Annotated in this window: 18 protein-coding genes; 5 read left to right on the forward strand and 13 right to left on the reverse strand. The window is 54.8% G+C overall.

The genetic code is table 11. From position 1 onward, the window contains the following. Nucleotides 1–224: 224 nt before the first annotated feature. Together A3841_RS00485 and lysS are read left to right on the forward strand one after the other, a co-directional pair. Complete coding sequence (locus A3841_RS00485) at nucleotides 225–1,253, forward strand: hypothetical protein (protein ID WP_073850649.1); 1,029 nt, start codon at nucleotides 225–227, stop codon at nucleotides 1,251–1,253. A gap of 331 nt (nucleotides 1,254–1,584) precedes the next feature. Then, nucleotides 1,585–3,129: a lysine--tRNA ligase gene (gene lysS / locus A3841_RS00490; RefSeq protein ID WP_073850337.1), complete on the forward strand. Its 1,545-nt coding sequence runs from the start codon at nucleotides 1,585–1,587 to the stop codon at nucleotides 3,127–3,129. A 72-nt stretch (nucleotides 3,130–3,201) separates the two neighbouring features. On the opposite strand, the gene A3841_RS00495 is transcribed toward lysS, so the two are convergent. From A3841_RS00495 to A3841_RS00505, 3 genes are all read right to left on the reverse strand, one after another. Then, nucleotides 3,202–3,651 carry a YtxH domain-containing protein gene (locus A3841_RS00495; protein ID WP_083610096.1) on the reverse strand — a complete coding sequence of 150 codons (450 nt, stop codon included), beginning with the start codon at nucleotides 3,649–3,651 and terminating at the stop codon, nucleotides 3,202–3,204. Between the two features lie 232 nt (nucleotides 3,652–3,883). Continuing rightward, complete coding sequence (locus A3841_RS00500) at nucleotides 3,884–4,255, reverse strand: YtxH domain-containing protein (protein WP_073850339.1); 372 nt, start codon at nucleotides 4,253–4,255, stop codon at nucleotides 3,884–3,886. Between the two features lie 147 nt (nucleotides 4,256–4,402). Continuing rightward, complete coding sequence (locus A3841_RS00505; RefSeq protein WP_073850340.1) at nucleotides 4,403–4,831, reverse strand: YtxH domain-containing protein; 429 nt, start codon at nucleotides 4,829–4,831, stop codon at nucleotides 4,403–4,405. 214 nt (nucleotides 4,832–5,045) lie between these two features. Between A3841_RS00505 and A3841_RS00510 the strand changes: the two genes are divergently transcribed. Together A3841_RS00510 and A3841_RS00515 are read left to right on the forward strand one after the other, a co-directional pair. Beyond that, a complete protein-coding gene (locus tag A3841_RS00510) occupies nucleotides 5,046–5,252 on the forward strand; it encodes a Kazal-type serine protease inhibitor family protein (protein ID WP_394332879.1) in 207 nt (68 codons plus the stop codon). 24 nt (nucleotides 5,253–5,276) lie between these two features. Continuing rightward, nucleotides 5,277–5,651 carry a cupin domain-containing protein gene (locus tag A3841_RS00515; RefSeq protein WP_073850342.1) on the forward strand — a complete coding sequence of 125 codons (375 nt, stop codon included), beginning with the start codon at nucleotides 5,277–5,279 and terminating at the stop codon, nucleotides 5,649–5,651. Nucleotides 5,652–5,888: 237 nt separating this feature from the next. Here the strand turns inward: A3841_RS00515 and A3841_RS00520 are convergent, their stop codons facing one another. The 10 genes from A3841_RS00520 to A3841_RS00560 form a co-directional block, all read right to left on the reverse strand. Next, the gene (locus A3841_RS00520; RefSeq protein WP_073850343.1) at nucleotides 5,889–6,701 is read right to left on the reverse strand and encodes an enoyl-ACP reductase FabI; all 813 of its coding nucleotides are present in this window, start codon (nucleotides 6,699–6,701) and stop codon (nucleotides 5,889–5,891) included. An 80-nt stretch (nucleotides 6,702–6,781) separates the two neighbouring features. Next, entirely contained in the window at nucleotides 6,782–8,479 is a 1,698-nt protein-coding gene (recN, locus tag A3841_RS00525) for a DNA repair protein RecN (RefSeq protein ID WP_073850344.1), read from the reverse strand. A 139-nt stretch (nucleotides 8,480–8,618) separates the two neighbouring features. Beyond that, nucleotides 8,619–9,179 carry a hypothetical protein gene (locus tag A3841_RS00530; RefSeq protein WP_073850345.1) on the reverse strand — a complete coding sequence of 187 codons (561 nt, stop codon included), beginning with the start codon at nucleotides 9,177–9,179 and terminating at the stop codon, nucleotides 8,619–8,621. Between the two features lie 30 nt (nucleotides 9,180–9,209). Further along, a complete protein-coding gene (locus A3841_RS00535) occupies nucleotides 9,210–9,440 on the reverse strand; it encodes a hypothetical protein (protein WP_073850346.1) in 231 nt (76 codons plus the stop codon). 72 nt (nucleotides 9,441–9,512) lie between these two features. Then, nucleotides 9,513–10,418 (reverse strand): type IX secretion system protein PorD, encoded by a 906-nt coding sequence (porD, locus tag A3841_RS00540; protein ID WP_073850347.1) that lies wholly within the window; start codon nucleotides 10,416–10,418, stop codon nucleotides 9,513–9,515. Then, a complete protein-coding gene (gene coaBC, locus A3841_RS20765) occupies nucleotides 10,411–11,073 on the reverse strand; it encodes a bifunctional phosphopantothenoylcysteine decarboxylase/phosphopantothenate--cysteine ligase CoaBC (protein ID WP_317042459.1) in 663 nt (220 codons plus the stop codon). The genes porD and coaBC overlap by 8 nt, the downstream gene beginning before the upstream one ends. Next, nucleotides 11,054–11,614 carry a flavoprotein gene (locus A3841_RS20770; RefSeq protein WP_317042460.1) on the reverse strand — a complete coding sequence of 187 codons (561 nt, stop codon included), beginning with the start codon at nucleotides 11,612–11,614 and terminating at the stop codon, nucleotides 11,054–11,056. Before A3841_RS20770 ends, coaBC begins: the two co-directional genes overlap by 20 nt. A 9-nt stretch (nucleotides 11,615–11,623) precedes the next feature. Further along, a complete protein-coding gene (locus A3841_RS00550) occupies nucleotides 11,624–11,953 on the reverse strand; it encodes a DNA-directed RNA polymerase subunit omega (RefSeq protein ID WP_073850348.1) in 330 nt (109 codons plus the stop codon). A gap of 11 nt (nucleotides 11,954–11,964) precedes the next feature. Beyond that, nucleotides 11,965–12,789, reverse strand: a complete 825-nt coding sequence (locus tag A3841_RS00555) for an outer membrane protein assembly factor BamD (RefSeq protein WP_073850349.1) — start codon at nucleotides 12,787–12,789, stop codon at nucleotides 11,965–11,967. Between the two features lie 70 nt (nucleotides 12,790–12,859). Continuing rightward, nucleotides 12,860–14,581, reverse strand: coding sequence for an OstA-like protein (locus tag A3841_RS00560; RefSeq protein ID WP_073850350.1), 1,722 nt, complete (start codon nucleotides 14,579–14,581; stop codon nucleotides 12,860–12,862). A gap of 124 nt (nucleotides 14,582–14,705) precedes the next feature. Between A3841_RS00560 and tilS the strand changes: the two genes are divergently transcribed. Continuing rightward, a complete protein-coding gene (tilS, locus tag A3841_RS00565; RefSeq protein ID WP_073850351.1) occupies nucleotides 14,706–16,037 on the forward strand; it encodes a tRNA lysidine(34) synthetase TilS in 1,332 nt (443 codons plus the stop codon). Nucleotides 16,038–16,072 lie beyond the last annotated feature (35 nt).

Consider the following 16,072-nt stretch of genomic DNA (forward strand, 5'->3'; position numbering starts at 1 on the left):
ATACGAATTATCCTCTTACGTAGTCAGGCGCCTCACCCGAAATACAAGTATAACCTCACCCTAAGCCCCATTTTTTAAGCGATTCTCACCCAGCCAATTCCGAAGTAAGACAGCACTTCACGAAAAACAATAACTACCTGTATACCAGGCATTTAAAATCGTATTATTTATGAAATTACAGCGCTAAAATGCAACTGATACAGCCTTCGAAGTGTTTTATCAACATGAAAGAGAGAGACGAAGAAAAGGTGCTTTCCCTGTATCAGGAGGAGGCACAAACGACTGATAAAGTGGCGCCGGCATCCATTCCGGCACAGGTGTTTCTGAACTACTTTTTTGCGATAAATTACCACATCCAGAATTCCGGAACCATTGCCCCGGGGCAGCTGCCGATTCTGCATGAGCAGAAGCCTGAGCTGAACGAGCAGGACCACGAGGCGGTAAAAAAGCTTCTGCTCAACAGCTGGAGTACCGAGTACGCGCTGCGCGCCACCGCCGAACTGGGCGACGAGGAATACATGCGCAACGCCCTGCACTGGACTTTCCCGCAGGCATACTATGCGGTGTTTGCCGGGCTGCAGGCCTTCTTGTACACCCGTGGGCTGAGAACCAACAATGAGGCCTGGGTGCTGCGCGAGGCGGGCCGGCTGGTGGTGAAGAATACCTATCCGCGGGCCATGGGCTTTTACGCCTCCGGCCATTACGACGATTTCAACGTTCATCGCCTGCCGCTGGCCTACTACAAGCCGGGCCTGCAGATTGCGGGTAAGGAACTGGAGGCGCAGTCGCAGATAGGGCAGTTTTTGCGCACCACGCGCCGCCAGCGGGCCAAGGCAGTAAGGCAACAGGTGCAGGCCAGCACAGCCACGGCCATACGCAGCAACAAAACCGGCGAGGTACTGCAGAAATTCGGGCCACAGCACTGGCAGCAGCTTACCTGGCGCATCGGCTACACCACGCTCTTCGATCTGATGGCGCGGCTCCGGATATCCAGCACCCACCGCGAGATAGAGCGCTTTGTGCAGGCCGATATTGACTTTAAGCTGTTCCACGAGTCGCTGCTGCAGATCGTGAGCTACCTCAACGGCATACATGAGTGCTTTGTGGCGCAGGCCATCGGGTTGCAGAAGTATGAGGAGTTTGTGCAGGAGCTCCCTAAGTACCTGCAACGCTCTTTTGTGGAGGCAAGGCTGGAGCAGCAGCTCAAGCCGCTGCTCGGCAACGGGGGATACGAGCTGGGCCAGGCGGCCTAAATCATACCTTCCCTTCTTGTTGAAGCTCCTGCAGGTTTATACTTGCAGGAGCTTTTCCTTTACCGGTAATAAAGGGGATTTTCGCCAGATAAAAGGACTTCGTACGTAACGTTAGAGGAGGCAGCCGTAGGGTAGCCCGCGTGATTCTTCGTGATCAAGCTAAAATTTATACTTCTTTATACTTCCTGAAAGCCCTTTCACTCCCGACGCCCGCCACCACAAGCACACAAATCCGTTAAATCACTTTAAATCACCGGTCCTCTTTAAAAGCTGCCGAATATTTCCGAATTTTGCAGCTTGATTTGAATACATCACTTATAGTATAAATCGCATGCAACTGAGCGAACAGGAACTACGCAGACGCCATGAGCGCGAAGAGCTGGAGAAAATGGGTATCAACCCCTATCCCTCTGAGACATTTGAAGTTACGGCTACGGCCAAGGAGATAAAGGAGAACTACGATAAGGAGAAGAATAACTACCAGGAAGTAACGCTGGCCGGCCGCCTGATGAGCCGCCGCATCATGGGCAAGGCTTCTTTTGCCGAGCTGATGGACAGCACGGGCCGTATCCAGATCTATGTTTCCAGAGACGACATTGCCCCCGGCGAGAACAAGGACCTGTACAACACGGTGTTCAAGAAGATGCTCGACATCGGCGACTTTATCGGTATCAAGGGCTACGCCTTCATAACGCAGGTTGGCGAGATCTCGGTGCACGTAACTGAGCTGAAGGTGCTGACCAAATCGCTGCGCCCGCTCCCGATTGTAAAGCGAGAGATCGACGAGAACGGGAACGAGGTCGTGCATGATGGCTTCACGGATCCTGAGCTGCGCTACCGCCAGCGTTACGTGGACCTGATCGTGAACCCGCACGTGCGCGAGACTTTCAAGAAGCGCACGCAGCTGGTGAACACCATGCGCAACTACCTGTCTGAGAAAGGCTACCTGGAGGTGGAAACGCCTATCCTGCAGCCTATCCATGGTGGCGCGGCGGCCCGTCCGTTTAAAACGCACCACAACACGCTGGACATGACGCTATACCTGCGCATCGCCAACGAGTTATACTTGAAGCGCCTGATCGTGGGTGGTTTCGACGGGGTGTTCGAGTTTGCCAAGGACTTCCGAAATGAGGGCATGAGCCGCTTCCACAACCCGGAGTTTACCGTGATGGAGCTCTACGTCACCTACAAGGATTACAACTGGATGATGGAACTGGTAGAGGAGATGGTGGAGAAAGTAGCCCTCGCCCTGCACGGTACCACAGAGGTGAAAGTAGGCGATAACGTGATCAACTTCCAGCGGCCATGGAAGCGCTATACTATGTTCGAGGCCATCGAGCACTTCACCAAGGTTGATATCTCGAACATGGAGGAGGCTGAGCTGCGCCAGACAGCCGAGAAACTGGGCATCCGTACCGACCCAACCATGGGCAAGGCCAAGCTGATTGACGAGATTTTCGGGGAGACCTCGGAGCCGTACCTGATACAGCCAACCTTCATCACCGACTATCCGGTGGAGATGAGCCCACTGGCCAAGAAGCACCGCAGCAAGCCGGGACTGGTAGAGCGCTTCGAGGCGATCTGCAACGGCAAGGAGATCTGCAACGCCTTCTCTGAGCTGAACGACCCGGTGGACCAGCGCGCCCGCTTTGAAGAGCAGCTGGAGCTTGCCCGCCGCGGCGACGTGGAGGCCATGGCCCTGGACGAGGACTTCCTGCGTGCCCTGGAGTACGGCATGCCGCCAACAGCCGGTTTGGGTGTGGGTATCGATCGCCTGAGCATGATCATGACCAACTCCCAGTCGATTCAGGATGTACTGTTCTTCCCGCAGATGAAGCCGGAAAGACAGGAGAAGAAAGAAGAGGAGAAGAAGTAACTTTCAGACAATCTGCATAAAACAAGAGCGGCCCGCTATACGTTAGCGGGCCGCTCTTGTTTTATGCTTATACTATACCGTAGGAGAATTCCGGGCCGTGTCGGTCATGTTCCGGTTCTCCTGGTCGTCCCACTTTCCTGGGTCGGTATACGGGCTCTTTTTTACAGTGCCGGATGCCTGATTGCCAGACTTGCTGGTCTTTATCTTGCTGGTCCAGTCGCTCACTTTGCCTCTGGTGCTGCTGTAGCCTTTGTTTACCTGGCTGCCCAGTTTAGAGGCCTGGTCTGTTACCTTCCTACGGATCACAGTACCTTTGTCAGGGGCAAGCAGAACACCTGCCAATGCACCGGCAGCGGCTCCGGCCAGCAGGCCCAGTGCCAGGGCGCCTCCGCCCCCGCTGCTGCTTTTGCCTTTGTAGGCCTTATGTTCGGTGCCGTGCTGCCTCATCTGGCGCACAGACTCATGCGTGCTGTAATTCGATTTATGCTCTCCAAGCGATCGGCATTCCATATGCGTTCTCATAGTCTGGTTCTGGTTTAATGGTACATATTCGCCCTCTCATGAAGGCGCAACTCTTACAAGTATAACGGGAGCAAGTGCTTTAGGTTAACATAGCCACCTTCAAAACAAAAGCGCCCGCCCCAAATAAGGGCAGGCGCATCCGCGGGTGTATCTACCGGCCTCCTCAGCAAATTGCGGCTTAGGGCCACAACGCAGGCAGTAGTCTCACCTCGAAATAAGTAGTTGTTTTGGCTTAAGCGTTGCCGCCTCTGTTGCCCGTGGCAGATGATCCGCCACCTGAGGTAGATCCACCAGATGTTGAACTGCCACCTGAGGCGGAGCCGCCTGTTGCTGAAGAGCCCGAAGAGGCCGATCCACCCGTGTTACCACCTTTATTGCCGCTGTCACCACCGGACTTGCCAAAGGTGTCGCCGCTCATCTTCTTGATTTCTTCCAGGCCGTCCTGCAAGTTTTTCTCCAGGTCTTTGCTCATTTTGCCAGCCCATTTCTTAATGCTGGTACGGGTCACCTCGCCTGTGTCAGGAGCCATCAGCAAACCTGCTATCACACCTGCACTGGCACCTGCCAGCATCGCCAGCAAAACTTTTCCGCTATTGTCTTTCATAGTCGTTTTTCTGTTTTTATTCTTTTTGATTTAATCCTTAGCTTTAATAACGGCCAAACTTACATTAAGTTATACCTATACTATAAGATTCTATTATAGTTGCCCGCAGCGCGTAAAATTTACCTGCTTAGGCTGTTATGCCTTGCCTTACCACTTAACGTTCAGGTCCGAGAGCATGCGCTGAATCTCGTCCCTTGTTTTGCCTATCCGGGCCTGCAGGCGGTCCAGCAGCTCGTGCTCCTGTCCTTTTTCGTAGGTCAGGTCCTCCTCAGTAAGTTCGCCGTAGTTCTGGCGCAGCTGTCTTTTCACATCGTCCCAGGAGCCATGCATCACCAGGTCGTAGTCTTCCTGCGGCGGGGTTCCGGCGTTACGGCCGCGCTTGGCCTTCAGTCCGCTCGTCCAGCGCTTCACGTTGCTGTTCACCTCGTCGCTGGCGCGGTTCAGCTGGCGCATCACTTCCTCCCTGGCGTCGCGGCCTGTTTTGGGCGCCAGCAGCACCCCCGCGGCTACCCCTACACCGATACCGGCAAGCGTGGCAATCAATATCTTATCACTGTCTTTGTTGATCTCGTTCATAGTTTTATTTTATGTGTTGATGTTCGAAGTATAGGGCTCAGGCAGATTGTCCCGGAAGGCGGGGTAAACCTGTCCTTTATTTCTATATTTTTGTACTTGCAGATACATACGGGCAGCGGCCTTACAGGTTAATTCCGGCACGTGTTTCTGTTGTATACGTAGATAATCTTAACAGCTATAAACTATGAAAAAAGTAATTACCCTCTCCGTTTTCATGTTTGCAGGCATGGCCTCCTGCGTGAACAACGACGCGCCACAGGCCTCCTGCATCGACCCGACGAAAATTAATCCTGATGCTGTGTGCACCATGCAGTACGACCCGGTGTGCGGCTGCGACGGCAAGACCTACGGCAATGCCTGCGTGGCCGACAATGCCGGCGTTACCTCCTACACCAAGGGCGCCTGCGCAGACAAGCAGTAAGTTCATACTTTAACGGAACGAGAGATGAGCCAGAAAAAATATTTTAAGCAGACCAAGCCGTTTCGGGTGCCCACCACCGACGGCAAGCTGATAGAGGAGCATTTCGGCAAGGCCTCCACGCACACCAGTGCCTTCAGCGTGGCCCATATGGTAGCGCCGCCGCACTGGGGCGAGCCGCACCAGACGCCCCAGTTCGATGAGATCACCATCGTGACGCGCGGCAAAAAGCTGATTGAGATTGACGGGGAGGAAGTAGAGGTAAAAGCCGGCGAATCCATACTTATTAAAGCCGGCGCCCGCATCCGCTACGCCAACCCTTACGACCACGAAACCGAGTACTGGTCCATCTGCATCCCCGCCTTCGATTTTAACGCCGTGCACCGGGAGGAGGAGAACTGATTTGGAGATGGGAGGATCTGGAAATTTAAGGATGCTCCGGGAAAGTATAATATAGCCTTCGGGCGCGTTTCGCGTGTGTGAAGCATCTAGCGGCGCCTCACCACGTTGTCAAACTTGTTTTATGCTTTGAAGTATAAACTGGCCATAAAGCAAAAAGTCCCCTGCTAAAGTATGGCAGGGGACTTTTTTTATACTTTGGAGATGTGCGGATCATTTTCAGATCCTCACATCTTCAAATTACTTAGAGATCATGTCCACGATATCCTCGGAGATGCCCATGTAGGAGAAACCGCCGTCGTGCATCAGGTTCTGCATCGTTACCATGCGGGTAAGGTCGGAGAACAGGGTGATGGTGTAGTTGGCGCAATCCGTGGCCGAGGCGTTGCCCAGCGGCGACATCTTGTCGGCGTAGTCGTAAAAAGCGTCGAAACCGCCCACGCCGGTGCCGGCCGTGGTTTTGGTAGGCGACTGGGAGATGGTGTTTACGCGCACTTTCTTCATCTTTCCGAAGCGGTAGCCATAGTTACGCGCAATAGACTCCAGCACCGCCTTGGCATGCGACATGTCGGTGTAGTCCGGGAACACACGCTGCGAGGCGATGTAGGACAGGGCCACAATGGAGCCCCACTCGTTCATGGCATCCTGCTTCTCGGCCACGTGCATCACCTTATGGAAAGACAGGGCCGAGATATCCAGCGTCTTCTGGAACCACTCGTAGTTCAGGTCGCCGTACTCCTTGCCTTTGCGGATGTTGGGGCTCATGCCAATAGAGTGCAATACAAAGTCGATCTTGCCACCCAGGATTTCCTGTGCCTGCGTAAACAGGTTCTCCAGGTCCTCCACCGACGTGGCATCCGCCGGAATGATCTGCGCGTTGCAGTGCTCCGCCAGTTTATTGATCTCGCCCATACGCATGGCGATTGGCGCATTCGTCAGCACGAACTCCGCTCCTTCTTCTTTGGCACGCAGGGCAACTTTCCAGGCGATGGATTTCTCGTCCAGGGCACCGAAGATGATTCCCTTCTTTCCTTTTAAAAGATTATAAGACATGTCTTTTGTTATTATTTTTTTACCCTAACCAATAATTACCGGTTCCCCCGGAAACGAAGCAGCAATATAGCAATTCCTACTTAGAGTGAAAGCAACTCTTTTGCACTTTGATAGGCATTATCGCTCGGGTTGGCGCCGGCAATCATGTGCGCTATCTCGTTGATGCGTTCCTGGTCGTCCAGCTTCTTGATGCGGCTGATGGTGCGGTCCTCGGTGTCGTGCTTGTACACAAAATAGTGCGAGTCGCCCTGTGCGGCAATCTGCGGCAGGTGCGAGATGGCGATGATCTGGTGCTTCTGCGCCATCTGCTGCATCATCCTGCCCACCTTCACGGCCACCTCACCCGAAATACCGGTGTCAATCTCATCGAACACGATGGTGGGCAGGGCGGTTTTATCGGCCAGCATATACTTTATACTTAGCATCAGGCGCGAAAACTCACCACCCGAGGCAGCCTTGATGAGCGTTTGCGGCTGCGCGCCTTTGTTGGCGCTGAAAAGTATACTGATATCGTCGGTGCCGGTGGCGGATGGCGCTACCGCGTTGTGCTGAATCACGATGCGGGCGTTGGGCATGCCCAGCTCGGCCAGCAGTTTATAAAGTTCTTCCTCAAAGGTGCCGAAAGAGGCTTTGCGGCGCTCCGAAAGTATGGCGGCCTTCTCCATCACCTCCTGCTCGGCGGCCTTCATGGCTTTCTCGGTGTTGGTGATGGCCGTGTCCAGGTTCAGCACGCTGCCCACCTTCTCTTCCAGCTCCCGCTGGATCTGCAGCAGCTCCGCGTTGCTTTGCACCTGGTGCTTGCGCTGCAGGGTATAGATCAGGTTCAGGCGCTCCTGCACCTCCAGCGTGCGCTCCGGGTTGGCCTCGGTGTTGCGCTCGGCATCCTCCAGTTCCCCGGCAATGTCATTCAATTCGATCATGCAGCTCTCGGTGCGGGTGCGCAGCTCCTCATACTTGCCCGAGAAAGCCGAAAGCTGGCTCAAGGTATGAACGGTGTCTTTCAGCGCGGAGGTGATGTTGAACTCCGACTCGGTAAGGCTCTGCACCGCCTGCGTCAGCTTCAGCTTGATGTCCTCGGCGTTCTCCAGCTGCTTCAGCTCTTCCTCCAGCTCTTCCTGCTCGTTTTCCTGCAGGCCGGCCTCGTCGAGCTCGCTGAGCAGAAAGGCGTGGTAATCGTGCTCCTTCTGCGCCTGCGCCAGTTGGTCGGTTAGTTTCTTGTAGTCGCTCTCCAGCTTTTTATATTGGCGGTAGCTCTCGTTGTAGTTGCGCAGGTACGACAGGTTTCCGGCGTAGATATCGAACGTGGTGTTGCCCATCGACGAGGTGTTGCCCGCATAGATATCGAGGATATTGAGCTGATAGCTCGTGTCGCCGAGCTGGAGCGTGTCGTGCTGCGAGTGGATGTCCATCAGGTTCTCGCCGATCTTGCGGATCACGTCCAGCGTCACGGGCGTGTCGTTGACGAAGGCGCGACTCTTGCCGCTCGGGCTTATCTCGCGGCGCAGGATGCATTGGTTGTCGAAGTCGAGGTCCTCTTTGGAGAAAAGCTCCTGCAGGTTGTAGCTCGAAATATCGAACACGCCCTCAATCACGCATTTCTCCGCCTGGTTAAAGAGCAACTTGGTATCGGCACGGTTGCCCAGCAAGAGGCCAATGGCCCCCAGCATGATCGACTTTCCGGCGCCTGTCTCACCCGTAATGATGTTGAGCAGCGGCGACGGGTTCATCTCCAGCTTCTCGATCAGGGCGTAATTCTTAATTTTAAGATCTATCAGCATATACTATGGACGCAAGACTATAGACATAAGAAGGATTTTGGCCTATGCTAAAGTTCGTTATTTCTGTTCTTTTTTTGAAGTATAAATGTGAGCTTGTTTTAATAGAGGCAGCCTGCCAAAGTATAATCTGGCTTCCTCTTTACCGATAGGTCATGCATCCTCCGTGGGCATAGAACTGCCAACCGCCACTGTTATCTTTTCTGTATACATTGATAAAGCCGGTGCCTCCTGCTGGTTGTCCGTTACTTTTCCTGATGTAGACAATGGCGTACTGCAGGTCCTCAGTCAACAACGGCTTTGAAATAAAAAATGCGGGTGCTGCTGTTCTCTTTGTTTCGCCCGGGTCAAGCAGTTGGCCTATAGCGGGAACACAAGCGGCATCCCATTCATAGGCTGCATTATCCTCTAAAAAAGTTTTAAACCGTAGTGAATTTATGCCACTAACGATTGCTTGCTTATCAATAAAGGCATCACCGTTAAAGGTGAGCACGCTTTCGGTAAAATTCTTATACTTTGAGGTGTTCGCCGCTTCTGTATACTCGCACAGCAAAGGTGCAGGAGATGCCTCCTTTGCTAAATATCTTATGTTCTGTTCCTTGATGATGTAGTGGAGCAAAGCATACTCCGGGCTTTTGCAGTCTTGAGCAGCTGCATTAGGTAGAAGAACAGCGAGTGCCAAGTATAGAATTAGTAACTTCATATCAACTCTTCTACTTTATACTTCCATACTTCAGTACGGCGCCTCCACATCATAGATCATCTCCTCTACCTGCTCCAGCGGGAACGTATGGAAGTTGAAGCGCAGGTCCTGCAGCTCGGCTCCTTTCTCGTCCAGGCCCTTCAGCTTGCCGGTCAGCACTACCCTGCTGCGCAGCACCACCTGCACGGCGGGGCTTTGCAGCAGCTCCAGCTGATGCTCCAAAAGGTTTCTTCGGAAGATACGGACCTGGCGTTTTCCCATGGGCGCAAGTATAAATAACGGCTGCAAATTTGCCCCGCGAAGATACACCCTTTTAGCAGAATTCTAAAAATTTTAGCGTTTTAGCAAAACCTCGTATTTGCTGTTGTTGGTGGGGTCTACCTGAGATAAGATCGTGAAGGCCTGCTGCTTCTGCGCCGGCGCAGCTGTCTTGAACATGTTGGCCAGTTCATCGGCTTTCGCATCGAAGAAGGCGCGAAGTATGGCGGAGTTAGGTTTCTGCTGCTGCAGCCGCTGGATGTTGGTCAGCATGGTCAGCACATTCTGCCGGGCCTCCTCCGGCTTCTCGGCCATCTGGTCCAGCCCCTGGCGGTGCATCGTATAAAGGCCCTCACGGAAGGCCAGGAACTGCGGGTCCTGCACGTTGTCGATCAGCCAGTAGCGGTTGCGGTTGCTGTCGAAGGCTTTCCAGCCGGGGTAGCCGGCCCCCTGCGAGGCGGCCAGGTTAAGTATAGCCCTGGCCCTGTCGTAGGCAGGCGAGCCGCCCAAACGGCCAAAGCTGTCGTTGTCCATCCCGATGATCATGTAGGCATAAAAACCCAGCATCGACGACAAGTTGGAAGTATAGTTGTTCTCGGCAAACTCCAGCGGCTGGGCGGCATTGAACTGGAAAGTCCAGTCTTTGTCGATAAAGGAGAAAAGCACCGATTCGTAGCCGGTGCCGTACGCCGGCCTTACCGAAAGCACCTGCACGTTGGCCCGGAACGTGCCGATCTCCGGCATTTCGGTTAAGTTGATAAGGATGCGGCACTTGATGCGCTCGTCGGGCCCGTAGGCCTGCCCGGTCCAGCGGCGGTTGTTCATAAACTCGGAAATGCGCGTTTGCATCTCGGTGAACAGTTGCCTGTCGGTGTACTGTACCTGCTCGCTGTTGACCACTACATCGCACTGCAGTTCCTGCGCCCTGGCCGTCCAGGCGGTGAAGATCAGCATCAGCAAAACAAGTACTTTCCTAGCCATATATCCGCTCCCAGATTAAGTTTACGATATCCTCGGCCACCTCGCTTTTCTTCTTCAGCTCGAAGGTATGGGTGGCGCCTTCCTCCATGATAGTGATTTTATTCGTGTCGTGCGCAAAGCCGGCCCCGGGGTCGTTGAGCGAGTTGAGCACGATCATGTCCAGTTTCTTCTTGCGGAGCTTCTCGCGGGCATTGGCGCCTTCGTTGTCGGTTTCCAGGGCAAAGCCCACCGAAAACTGCCACTCCTCCTTCTGCTTGCCCAGCGCCGCTGCAATATCAACGTTCTTCACCAACTCTATCGTCAGTTCGTCGCCGGCTTTTTTTATCTTCTTATCGGCCACTGTCTTCGGGCGGTAGTCGGCCACGGCGGCGGCAAACACCCAGATATCGGCAGCACCGGCACGCTTCAACACCGCCTTGTGCATTTCCTCGGCGGTTGTTACATGCTTTACCTCGATGCTGGTGTGATCCGTGTGCAGGTTTGTGGGGCCGGATACCAGCACCACCTTAGCCCCGTGCTCGGCGAAGCGCTCCGCCAACGCGTACCCCATTTTGCCCGTGGAGTGGTTCCCGATAAAGCGCACCGGATCGATGGGCTCGTGCGTGGGCCCTGCCGTGAGCAGCACGGTTTTGCCGTTAAACGATCTTTCTGTCACCTGAGAAAAAATTCTGAAGCACCTGCACGATCTCCTCCGGCTCGGCCATGCGCCCCTGCCCTACCAGGCCGCTGGCCAGTTCGCCGTGGCCTGCCTCGATGATGCGGTTGCCGTAGCCGCGCAGTTTGGTAAAGTTACTTTGCACCGCCGGGTGCTGGTACATGTCCAGGTCCATGGCCGGGGCCACAAAAACGGGGCAACGCGCCGAGAGGTACGTGGCACTGAGCAGGTTGTCGCAAAGACCGTTAGCGAATTTAGCCACCGTGTTGGCGCTGGCCGGGGCCACCACCAGGGCATCCGCCCAGAGGCCCAGCTCCACGTGGTTGTTCCACGTGCCGGCCTCATCCCGCACAAACTGGCTGAGCACGGGCCGCCTGGAGAGCGTGGCCAAGGTCAGAGGGGTTATAAACTCAGAAGCAGAAGCAGTCAAAATGACCTGTACTTCTGCTTCTGCTTTTACGAGCTGGCGGACCAGCAGAGCAGCTTTATAGGCCGCTATACTTCCGCAAACTCCCAATATGATCTTCTTACCTTTCAGCATCCGCCTGTATTACAGGTTGATGTCCTCCTCTGTTTCCTCGTCCGGCTTTCTAACGTACACCTTTTCCTCCAGGAACTCCTCGATGGCAAGGCTGGTAGGCTTCGGCAGACGCTCGTAGTACTTGGAGATCTCGATCTGCTCGCGGTTCTCGAACACCTCCTCCAGGTTGTCCACAGTGGTGGCAAACTCAGCCAGTTTGGAGTTCAGCTCTTCTTTCAGCTTCACAGAGATCTGATTAGCTCTTTTTGAGATAACTGACACAGACATGTACACGTTGCCGGTCTGCTCTGCAAAGTCGGCCATGTTGCGGGTAACGATTGATGATGGTACTACTGCCATATATGTATACTTTAAGAATTCGGTTGTTTTGTTTTTCTGATGGCTGCCAGGGCGGTCTGCACCCCGTCGAAGACGCGCTCGGCCTCGCGCTTGTAGCGGCTCTCGGGGTAGGTATCCACAAAGGCCTGGAAGTAATCCAGCGCCACGTCGTAGCGCTCTTCCTGCTTGTCGGGCACGCTTTCCTGCGCAAAGCGGTACTGGGCGTCGAGCCTCAGGAAGGCGGCTTCCTCGGCAAACGGCGAGGAGGCGTGCTCCTGCAGGAAAACATCCAGGGCCACGGCCGCAGAGCGCCAGTAGCGCAGCTTATAGTACAGGCGGGCCTGGTTAAAGTCTTTCCGGTCGAGTTTGGTGTAGAGCTCCTCCAGCACTTTGTTGGCCCGCTCGGCCCGCTCGCTGGTTGGGTAGCGCACCAAAAACTCCTCGTACGCCTCGATGGCGGTTATGGTTGGCTTCTGGTCCTCCTCGTAGCTCGGCGACTGCTCGTAGAGCGACTGCGCCTGCAGGAACATGGCCTCCTCAGCATACGGGCTGCGCGGGTAAGTGGTGTAGAAGTTGCGGAAGTAGGTGTCGCTCAGGATGTAGTTGCCCTGCAGAAAGTGTGCCTTGGCACGGAAGAACTGGGCTTTCTCCGCCTCCTCGGTGCCGGCCATTAGGTCGGTTACCTGGTCCAGCAACTGCGAAGCCCTGTAATACTCCTCCTGCTCATAATACTCCAGCGCAGCCTTGTACTTCTTGCTGACGTCGTTGCTTTTCAGCAGTTGCTGAAAGTTACTACAGCCGGTGGCCAGCAGCAACAGGCACAACAGTGCGATACTATGGAAAAAGCCTATCTTCATGAACGGGCAAAATTATAGAATATCCATATGATTTACAAAAGAGATTCGGCAAGGGAGCCAGCTTTCTTCGCTACTGCCTGTTTTTCTTCCCTCTGCCCGCTTTTTTGCGGCCGCCGGCTTTGGTAGTGGTCTTCAGGGCGGGGGCTTTCACAGCTGGTTTTACGGTGGTTCCGGCCTTGGGCACGGGCTGCTTTGCCAGCACCTGCTCCTTGGTAGGCCTTATATCCGACATCCAGGTAAAGCCCTCCAGTTGCCGTGCTCCCTCCTCCAGCTCGTGCGGCGGCACAAAGCTGGCGTCCGGCTGCACCAGAAACGAAATGCGCTTGAGTTTATTTTCCGCGAACATCAGTGTCATGTCGCTGCAGATGGCTTTGTTCATGCCCGTCAGCACCGTATCGCCCTCCAGCGCAAAGTATAAACTTTCGCCGTTGCCGTTCACGTTCACCCGCCGGATGTCGCCCCCCACAAAGAAGGCGGTCATGTCGCGGCCCTTTACCTGGTTGTAGTTCTGCAGCGTGTCCTCCGAGGAAATAAAGGCATTGCTGTACATGTACATGCGGTCGATGGTCTGGTTGCGCAGCTGGATGTGGATGGTGTCGCCCACCATCTGGCTTTCCTCGCTCCAGAGCACCGGGTTCACGTTCAGGTGCATGATGGAGTCGGTGCGGTTATAGCTCAGCGAGTCGGCCTTGCCCTGCAGGTCCGACTTAAAGATCTTTACATCGGGGTAAGCGTAGATCATACTGGCGGTGCGGGCGCCACGCGGCTCCTGCGAGTAGAGCGTATCAGCCGAGAGGAACAGCGTGTCGCCCTCCATCACGGTCTCCATCAGGGCGTTGCCGTATACTTTGGCCTCGCCCCTGTCGCGCCAGTAGCGGCCAATGGCCCCGCGTATCGTCACGTCGTCCTTCAGCGCCCGCAGCGACACGTTTTTCTCTGCAAAGCCGTAGCCGGTGCTCTCGTCGTAGTATAGTTTATCACCGCCCAGGCGGTACTCATCCGTCAGAATATAAGCGTTGCGCCCGAAGTTGGATACTTTGGTGATGGTGTTGTAGGTGCCTTGCTCGGCATAGAGGTCGCCCTGCTGCCCCTCGATAAAGGTTGGCCCCTGGAAGTATACCACCTTGGTAAGGGTGTTATACTTCATGTTCTGCGCCTTGATATCGTAGTCAGCCGTCTTCACTTTTACATCCTGCTGAAAGTCCAGCATTTTAGTTTGGGTGTTGTAGGCGCCGCGGCGGCTTTCGAGGCGGTTTCCGGGCTGTACGATCACACCTCCCTCGGTGTAGGTGGCCGTGCGGGTGTTCAGGTCATAGTCCAGGCTGGGAGTGGTAAGCGTCATGCTCGGGTCGCGCATCACCACATTGCCGATAATCTTGGCGGTACGGGTATCGCCGTTGTAGGTGGCGGTGTTGCCGGTAATGTTGACGGTATCAGCCTGATTGATGCGCACGTTGCCAAAGGCCTCCAGCACGTTCTTCTCCTTGTACTGATACACCGAGTCGGCGTACAGCGTACCATCCTTCTGCTTGAAGATCACGTTGCCGATGAGCTTATCGATGCGCTGCCCGTTAAAGGTACCACCGATCAGGCTGTCGGCCTGCTGCAGGTCCACGGGCACTTTCTCTCCCTGGCCCTGCCTCGGGCGCTGCTGCACCGGCGGTGGCGTCTGTTGCTGCGGCTGCACCACCGGCCGCGGCGGCGTAGGCTGGCGCTGCCGCCCGCCCTGCCCGAAAACGCTGAACGCAACGAGGGTAAAGACAAGAGAAAACAGTAGTTTTGTGTAGTTCATTTAAATCTTAGACAAAGGACTAAAGACATCTTGACAAAGGATTCTGATTCTTTTGTCCTTTGTCTAACAGTCTTTCATCCATTTTATACTTCAAAAGTAGAAAAAATTTACCAGCCGCTGCTTTATGCTACAGAAAGTTTCAGGTTATATACTAGCCCATGGCCTTTGCCAGCCAACAGATAAAATTTTAGCGGCCGTTAGCGGCGGCATCGACTCGGCGGTGCTCTGCGAGGTGCTGCACCAGCTAAAGTATGAGTTCGCGGTGGCGCACTGCAACTTCGGGCTGCGCGCCGAGGACGCCGAGGCCGACCAGCTGTTCGCCAAAAAGCTGGCCAAAAAGTATGACGTGCCCTTCTTTACCGAGAACTTTGACACCCGCGCCTTTGCCGCGCAGGAAAAGCTCTCGATCCAGATGGCGGCCCGCACCCTGCGCTACGCGTGGTTCGAGCAGGTAAGGCAGCAGGAAGGCTACGACCACATTGCCACGGCCCACCACAGTAACGACCTGACGGAGACGATATTGCTGCACCTGACCAAAGGCACCGGCATTGCCGGGCTGCACGGCATCCCGCCTAAAAACGGCCACATTATCCGCCCCATGCTCTCGGTTACCAAGGATGATATTTACGGGTACGTGACGGAGCGCAAGCTGATCTGGCGCGAGGACAGCTCCAACGAAACCACCAAATACCAGCGCAACAAGATCCGCCACGAAGTGATTCCGGTTCTGAAGGAAATAAACCCTAACCTGGAGGAGACGATGCAGCACACGGCCGAGCGCGTGAGCCACGCCGAAAGCATTGTGGCCGCCTACATCGAAAACCTGCGCGAGCAAAGTATAAAAGAGGCCGAAAATGCCTGGTACGTGTCGCTGGTGCCGCTGCAGAACGCCACGGGCCTGCCGGTGCTGCTGCACGAGCTGCTGCGCCCCTTCAACTTCAGCTACAGCGTGGTGCTGGAACTGGTGGAGGCGTTGGACGGCATCTCGGGCAAGCAATTCGACTCGCCGACCCATACGTTGGTGAAGGACCGCGACCAGCTCGTGATCACGCCGCGCAACCTGAGCAACTTCGGAAGTATACTTATAAATGAGGGCGATACGGCCGTGGAAGCAGGCAGTTTATACTTTGCGATCAGGTACGTGGATGCCGACAAGTATAAACTCAACACCAAACCGCACGTGGCCGCCCTGGATGCCGACCAGCTCAGGTTCCCGCTGAAGCTGCGCAGCTGGCAGGAAGGCGACTGGTTTGTGCCGTTGGGCATGAACGGCAAGAAAAAAATCAGCGATTTCCTGATAGACAAAAAAATACCGGCCAACCTTAAGGACCAGACCCTCTTATTAATTTCGGATCAGTCGGTGGCCTGGGTTGTCAATCAGCGCCTCGACAACCGCTTTAAAGTGACCGATAAAACCGAGCGGGTGGTGGAGATAAGCATTGAGCGTATCCCGTAGCACGTATCAGGTAGCACGACGCCTTCAGAGAGCAC

Source organism: Pontibacter flavimaris (genome assembly GCF_001907195.1).
GTDB classification, from domain to species: domain Bacteria; phylum Bacteroidota; class Bacteroidia; order Cytophagales; family Hymenobacteraceae; genus Pontibacter; species Pontibacter flavimaris.

Coding starts and splice junctions, on each gene's coding strand:
- A3841_RS00485 (WP_073850649.1), top strand. CDS start 225: ATGAAAGAGAGAGACGAAGAAAAGGTGCTTTCCCTGTATCAGGAGGAG.
- lysS (WP_073850337.1), top strand. CDS start 1,585: ATGCAACTGAGCGAACAGGAACTACGCAGACGCCATGAGCGCGAAGAG.
- A3841_RS00495 (WP_083610096.1), bottom strand. CDS start 3,651: ATGAGAACGCATATGGAATGCCGATCGCTTGGAGAGCATAAATCGAAT.
- A3841_RS00500 (WP_073850339.1), bottom strand. CDS start 4,255: ATGAAAGACAATAGCGGAAAAGTTTTGCTGGCGATGCTGGCAGGTGCC.
- A3841_RS00505 (WP_073850340.1), bottom strand. CDS start 4,831: ATGAACGAGATCAACAAAGACAGTGATAAGATATTGATTGCCACGCTT.
- A3841_RS00510 (WP_394332879.1), top strand. CDS start 5,046: ATGTTTGCAGGCATGGCCTCCTGCGTGAACAACGACGCGCCACAGGCC.
- A3841_RS00515 (WP_073850342.1), top strand. CDS start 5,277: ATGAGCCAGAAAAAATATTTTAAGCAGACCAAGCCGTTTCGGGTGCCC.
- A3841_RS00520 (WP_073850343.1), bottom strand. CDS start 6,701: ATGTCTTATAATCTTTTAAAAGGAAAGAAGGGAATCATCTTCGGTGCC.
- recN (WP_073850344.1), bottom strand. CDS start 8,479: ATGCTGATAGATCTTAAAATTAAGAATTACGCCCTGATCGAGAAGCTG.
- A3841_RS00530 (WP_073850345.1), bottom strand. CDS start 9,179: ATGAAGTTACTAATTCTATACTTGGCACTCGCTGTTCTTCTACCTAAT.
- A3841_RS00535 (WP_073850346.1), bottom strand. CDS start 9,440: ATGGGAAAACGCCAGGTCCGTATCTTCCGAAGAAACCTTTTGGAGCAT.
- porD (WP_073850347.1), bottom strand. CDS start 10,418: ATGGCTAGGAAAGTACTTGTTTTGCTGATGCTGATCTTCACCGCCTGG.
- A3841_RS20770 (WP_317042460.1), bottom strand. CDS start 11,614: ATGCTGAAAGGTAAGAAGATCATATTGGGAGTTTGCGGAAGTATAGCG.
- A3841_RS00550 (WP_073850348.1), bottom strand. CDS start 11,953: ATGGCAGTAGTACCATCATCAATCGTTACCCGCAACATGGCCGACTTT.
- A3841_RS00555 (WP_073850349.1), bottom strand. CDS start 12,789: ATGAAGATAGGCTTTTTCCATAGTATCGCACTGTTGTGCCTGTTGCTG.
- A3841_RS00560 (WP_073850350.1), bottom strand. CDS start 14,581: ATGAACTACACAAAACTACTGTTTTCTCTTGTCTTTACCCTCGTTGCG.
- tilS (WP_073850351.1), top strand. CDS start 14,706: ATGCTACAGAAAGTTTCAGGTTATATACTAGCCCATGGCCTTTGCCAG.